The following is a 5,818-nucleotide window of genomic DNA, read 5'->3' as shown; positions in this document are numbered from 1 at the left end:
TCTGATTCGGGACAGTCTTGGCGGACCGCCCTGATCTATCAGAGGTCTCGTTCTCTATGCGCGCTGCTCAACACGCCAGCACCGATCCGCTGGACAAGCACCCGGAATCCTTAACTTCGCGGCCTTGGGTAAAGCATCCAGGGGAGATAGGCCAAGCCGAGTGCCGCGCTCGCGGCCACCAAGACCGACCGCGCCGGGGGCACCCACTCCTGCGGCCGGACGACGGGGAAGATCCAGAGGAGCGCGAGCACGAAGGCGATCGCCGGAACCGCGAAGATCCCGCTGGGATGCCCAAGCAGGCTCACGCCGAGCGCACCGCCCGCCAAGATGCCTGCGATCTTACTGCTTTGCAAAGCCCGAACCTCGGGGCTGAACAGCACGGCGCAGCACAGCAGCGCACCGGCCGCCGAGACGAGTTTCGGCCAGGTGAAGAACGAGTTGATGATCGTGAAGCTGGAGAACAGCGCGGCCGCGAGGCTCAGCGAGACCGCTCGCCGGGGTCGTCGGGCCGCGTAAAGCAGCGCCCAAAGCCCGAAGATCCAGTAACCCTGGACTAGTGTCTTGCGTCTTAAATCCGTTCAATAAGTGCTATGATGGGGCATGCCTCGCACCGGGCGGCCGAAGGCCGAGTTGATCCTGACTGACGACGAGCGCCGCGAGCTTGAGCGGGTGGCGCGGCGCTCGAAGTCGTCGCAGGCCCTTGCGTTGCGGTGCAGGATCGTGCTGGCCTGCGCCGAGCCCGGGGCGACGAACACGAAGGTGGCCGCTGACCTGGGGGTGTCGCAGCCGACGGTGGGCAAGTGGCGTGCCCGGTTCGTCGAGCACCGGTTCGAGGGCCTGGAGGATGAGCCCAGGATCGGGCGCCCGCCCTCGATCTCGCTGGACCGGGTCGAGCAGGTGATCGTCGACACGCTCGAGTCGACGCCTGAGAACGCGACGCACTGGTCGCGCGCGTCGATGGCGAAGCGCTCGGGCCTGTCGAAGTCCACGGTCGGGCGCATCTGGCACGACTTCGAGCTCAAGCCGCACCGCACCGACGGGTTCAAGATCTCCACCGACCCGCAGTTCGTGGACAAGGTCGTCGACGTCGTCGGGCTCTACCACAACCCGCCGCAGAACGCCGTGGTCTTCTGCGTGGACGAGAAATCCCAGATCCAGGCCCTGGACCGCTCCCAGCCGGTCCTGCCGATGATGCCCGGCATGCCCGAGCGGCGCACCCACGACTACGCCCGCAACGGGATCACCAGCCTGTTCGCCGCGTTCAACATCGACGACGGCACCGTGATCAGCGAGATCCGCCGCAGGCACCGGGCTGTCGAGTACAAGAAGTTCCTGGTCGCGATCGACAAGGCCGTACCCGACGAACTCGACGTCCACCTCGTGGTCGACAACCTCTCCACCCACAAGACCCCCGCGATCAAGGCCTGGCTCGCCCGTCATCCGCGATTCCACGTGCACTTCACCCCGACCGGCTCCTCCTGGATCAACCAGGTCGAACGCTGGTTCTCCCACATGACCACCCAACTGCTCCAGCGCGGGGTCTACAAGAACGTCCAGGCCCTGGAGAAGGACATCAGGGGCTGGATAAAACTGTGGAACGAGGACCCCCGGCCGTTCGTATGGAAGAAGACGGCCGAGGAGATCCTCACCTCACTCGCCAAATATTTGAAACGAATTTAAGACGCAGGACACTAGTGTCGAGAACACCTGATACACATCGAAGTCACCGTTGCGGACGACCGCCTGTTCCAGCAGGTAGTAACCCGTTTGTAGGGGCGGACGGTCGCTAGACTGATATCCCCAGGCCAGGAAGTGTGGGAGGGGACGAATGTGGTTCTCTAACTGCCGCGCGAACAGCAACGGCAACTCGTTGTCGCCGGGCAGGCCCGCCATGAACCGGTTCGGCGCGATGTCCCCCGCAGCTGCGGCAGACAGACCGCCGTGCAGATAACCGAGTGCGAGGTTGAAAAGACTCGCGACCGCGAATAGCACGGTCACCGGTGCGAGCGACCGTAGTTGCCGCCATCGGGCGAAACCGCCGCGACAGGCGTTCACGACGACGACCATCGCCCCGAAGTCCACCGCGAGCGCGGCAGCATGCCCGACCCTCGCTCCCGCCAAGTACAGCCAGAAAACCGCGAAACTCAGTATTCCGCTGCCTACAAACCCGCAGGCCAGCAGAAGCACCGGGTTCGTCACGCCGAAGCGGCGGCCAACCAGCACGCAAGCGGCGGGAGGAAGCAGCAACATCACTAAAGCCAGGAGGTACTCAGAGCCGAGTCTGACTGCTTCCACGACAACCCCTCACAGCGCCCAGCCGCTTGATCCTCCGGCCCGTCGGCGCCAGAGCTAGAGGATTGTCGCATGCCCCACCAGCGATTTGCCGCGCTGACATCCGGCCAGCCCCATCGTTCTCGTGGACGACGCACACTGTGTGATCGGTTCCCGCTCCCTAGCAGACTCGTCGCGCGAGCCACTTTCTCGCCGCCGGCATCACGCTCGAATCCGTCACCGTGACAGCGGACCGGTTCCGCTTGCGCCGTTCGTGGACTACCTGGCGGCCCGGTTGGGACTGTACGGTCTTCGGCTCTTCCAAGATTTTCGTAGCGGGTGATCGTGTTACTGGCGGTCGGTTGAGCTGAGCAGGATGCGGTGGCGTAGGAGTTCGAAGCCGGCTCGGCCGTAGGTTCGCCGTTTGAGCAGCTTGATCAGTCCATTGACGCCCTCGGTGCGGCCGTTGTGGTATGGCAGGGTGAGCGCGGTTTCGACGGCGGCACGGTCCTTCTCGATGCCGTTGGTGAAGGAGTTCAGGAAGGGCAGGTCGGCACTGCGGACCTTGTTGATCCAGTCATTGAGTTTCATCGTGTTGGACGGCTCGGGTGTCAGCATGGTGGCGAATGCGGCGACGAGGTCAGCCAGGTCGGTCATCTGCGGGCAGGCGGCGGCGAGCTTGGCACGCAGTTGCGGCTGGTGTTTGCGCAGATGGTCGGGGTTGGTCAGCAGGAGCGCTGCGGCGCGGCGCGGGGAGAGGGCGCTGTGGTCGGACTCGACGCGGCCCTGCGTGATGTAGCGCGCCAGGAGGTTGGCGCTGCCGTTGTATCCCAGTGCTTTGATTTCTTGAAGCAGGGTGGTGATCGGGACTGCGGGGTCATTGGCGCGGCGTGTGCGCAGGTGCTCGCGGTACGGGTCGACCAGGGTGGGCCGGTATCCTGGAGCCCGCACCAACCGCTCAGGCTCGCTGTGTGGGCGGTCACGACTTTCCCCACCAGGGACTCGGCTTCCGTCACGACTTTCCTCATGCATAAGTTGATAACGCGAGCTCCGTCGAGCCGACTTGCCGCTCGCGCGACTAGTTCGGGCGACGAGAAAAGCGGCAGCTGGGGGAAGGTGAGTGCTCCAGTCGGCATCAGAGCTCATGTTCGCTGGTTGCATGGCCGCTACCGGCGAGCGTCGTCGTCCCCATGGTCAAGATCGTGAAAATCAACCTGAGGAATTACGTGACGTTCCACACGCTGTGGCGCGCGTACCGCTTGACGGTGTTAAGGCCCAGGTTCAGCCTGCGCGCGCACTCGAGCAGTCCGACGCCCTGGTCGAGCAGGTCGTGGACCTGCCGCCAGCGTTCACGGGTGGTCACTGCGCGTCGGCCCTGGTTGATTGGCGGGCCGAGCGAGGCCCAGCAGGAGCTGTGCGAGGCGACCTCCTTAAACGCCGCCTCAGCCAGCGAGTGCCAGACATGCCAGCGATCGGCGACCTGGGTGATGGCGGGGTCGGCGTCGGCGACGGCCTGGGCGTAGCCGGCGGCCCCGTCACGGCACACGATCCGTACTTGCGGATGCTGCTCAAGCCACGCGGTCACGGTGGTCATCCTGCGGTCGGGCAGCACGTCGATGCGCTGACCGCTTTCGGCATCGATCATGATCGTCGCGTACCGGTGCCCTTTGAGCAGCGCGAACTCGTCTAGGCCCAGCACCCGCGGTATCGCAGTGTGCGGCACGGGTACGCGCATCAGACTGTTGAGTACTGTCGCTGGTGACAATGCCTGGTGCAGAACCTGCAGCAGGCAGGCCCCGGCCGAGCCGGCCAACGCCACGGCGACCGCGTCCACGACACGCTGCAGCGCCGGGGTGCGCCGCTGGTAGCGGCGGGTCAGCCCCGGAACCTGTTCGGCGAACGTCACCTTCGCGCAGACTGTGTTCTGGCAGTACAGCCGCCGCACCTTGCTGTGTACCTGTTGCGACGCCTGCCCGCAGCCTGTACACGAGGTCGGCTCGTCCCGGGTCCCCGCGGTCACGACCAGGGCACCGTCCTGGGCCACCAGCGATTCAACGAGCACGCCGGCCAGCTGCGGCAGCAACAGCATCAGGGTTCCGAGATCACATCGCACCCAGCGTTCTTACACACACCGCCGCGCCCCAGCAGCGACACCCCTCACCACCAACCGCTACGAAAATCTTGGAAGAACCGATAGCTTTACAGACCCCTTGCCGAGGGCCTCATCCACGGACCTGAGTATGCCGCAGATCAGCACACGATCATGCGAGACGCCGTCATAGCGAATTTAGCGAGCGCTACGCACGCGAGCTTTTCCTAAGCGAGGCCATCTGCACATTCTCGCGAAGTCGCTTCGGAAAGTAGTCGACCCCTTGTTCGATCGAAAGGTGTAGAGCCCTCTCTTCAAGCTTGTGGGCTCTTTGCGATTCCCCCACGTACTCGAGATAAACACAAGCCAGCTCAAGCCTGGCAAGTTCATTCCAGGGCCAAAGATCGAGCCTCTTAAAATCATCCGCGCCACTTACGACGAGCTCAATGAGATCGGCAGGGCTGCTTGGCTTGAGCAGAAAATCATCGCTCAGCGCCTGCAATAACTCAATGAGCTCCGCTTTTACTCGGGAGTCCTCTTCATCGTTCCCGGTGATCTCAAGTCTACGTGCAGACCGATCACGCATCATGCGGATCTTGCCAGCTGTTGCACTGACTACCCATTCGCTGCGAGTAGCGGAGGATGAACTCAGACCTAGTAGTCCGAGGTTCAGTGCAACGTCGAACCGGTAAGACCCCGTAGCCGCAGCCTTCGATGGGGAGATTATCACACTGCGCAGCAGATTATCCTCCCGCAGGAAAAGGCGCCCCTTCTTTGTAAAACCATGCTCCTTTACCATGATCTGAGCGACCACGGCGGCGAGATCTTTAATTTCCCCAGGCATTGACCACTCACTGCACTCGCTGGAAGCTAAGCGCTCCCGTTTGTGGATTAGTTCGGTATACCCAAAGCTGTCCTGAACCTGAAGCTACTCCCATCTCCTGCTCATAGGCACCCAACTCCTTCAAACCTCGAGCAATTTGACGGGGATTATCAGGCTTCAACTCAATTGGAACACGCACTCCGGTGACAGGATCCGTGTAGACGCCGTCCGGTCGGAGACCACTCGGGAGTGTGACTTCGCCTTCATAGCCAATTGCACCGTATTCGTCCAGCGTATCCGAAAATTCTTTGTGCACCTGTCGGCCAGTTGCAGCGAATGCATTATTTCCACTCGTGCATGCAGCCGCGTTATGGACCAAGACCGGCGTAGTACCAGCTAGCACATAGTACGTGTGCAACTCGTCAACAGTCAGGTTGTATGTGACGACTTTGGCCGTATAGCTGTGGACTACTAAGACTATCACGGAACGGCCGTTAGTCGTTTGAAGGTAAACGTTCACCGGTGTCACGGGGCGTGATGGTTCGGGGCGCGTGGTAGCTGCCGTTGTCCGGGTTGGTTTCGGCTGGTGGTGTGGTGGTGGGTCAGGCCGGGGTGTAGCCGGGTGGGAACCAGGG

General features: G+C 62.7%; 5 protein-coding genes and 2 pseudogenes. 1 reads left to right on the top strand and 6 read right to left on the bottom strand.

The window, feature by feature from the left end; translation table 11 throughout:
- Positions 1-110 precede the first annotated feature (110 nt).
- Entirely contained in the window at positions 111-353 is a 243-nt protein-coding gene (locus KGA66_RS27740; RefSeq protein WP_211472336.1) for a hypothetical protein, read from the bottom strand.
- A gap of 247 nt (positions 354-600) precedes the next feature.
- Between KGA66_RS27740 and KGA66_RS27735 the strand changes: the two genes are divergently transcribed.
- A complete protein-coding gene (locus tag KGA66_RS27735) occupies positions 601-1,680 on the top strand; it encodes an IS630 family transposase (RefSeq protein WP_211472334.1) in 1,080 nt (359 codons plus the stop codon).
- Here the strand turns inward: KGA66_RS27735 and KGA66_RS27730 are convergent.
- From KGA66_RS27730 to KGA66_RS32340, 5 genes and pseudogenes are all read right to left on the bottom strand, one after another.
- Positions 1,651-2,295, bottom strand: a complete 645-nt coding sequence (locus KGA66_RS27730; protein ID WP_211472332.1) for a hypothetical protein — start codon at positions 2,293-2,295, stop codon at positions 1,651-1,653. The two genes, KGA66_RS27735 and KGA66_RS27730, sit on opposite strands and share 30 nt — an antisense overlap.
- 324 nt (positions 2,296-2,619) lie before the next feature.
- Positions 2,620-3,234: pseudogene (locus KGA66_RS27725) on the bottom strand (transposase); the annotation flags it as partial.
- Positions 3,235-3,517: 283 nt separating this feature from the next.
- Positions 3,518-4,006, bottom strand: a pseudogene (locus tag KGA66_RS32545) (transposase); the annotation flags it as partial.
- 562 nt (positions 4,007-4,568) lie between these two features.
- A complete protein-coding gene (locus tag KGA66_RS27715; protein WP_211472326.1) occupies positions 4,569-5,204 on the bottom strand; it encodes a hypothetical protein in 636 nt (211 codons plus the stop codon).
- A 7-nt stretch (positions 5,205-5,211) separates the two neighbouring features.
- Positions 5,212-5,667, bottom strand: coding sequence for a hypothetical protein (locus KGA66_RS32340; RefSeq protein WP_369015981.1), 456 nt, complete (start codon positions 5,665-5,667; stop codon positions 5,212-5,214).
- Positions 5,668-5,818: the final 151 nt, after the last annotated feature.

The sequence above is a fragment of the Actinocrinis puniceicyclus genome, assembly GCF_018283645.1.
GTDB lineage: Bacteria > Actinomycetota > Actinomycetes > Streptomycetales > Catenulisporaceae > Actinocrinis > Actinocrinis puniceicyclus.
The sequence above is the reverse complement of the archived record's forward strand: the minus strand, read 5'-3'. Positions and strand labels throughout refer to the sequence as shown.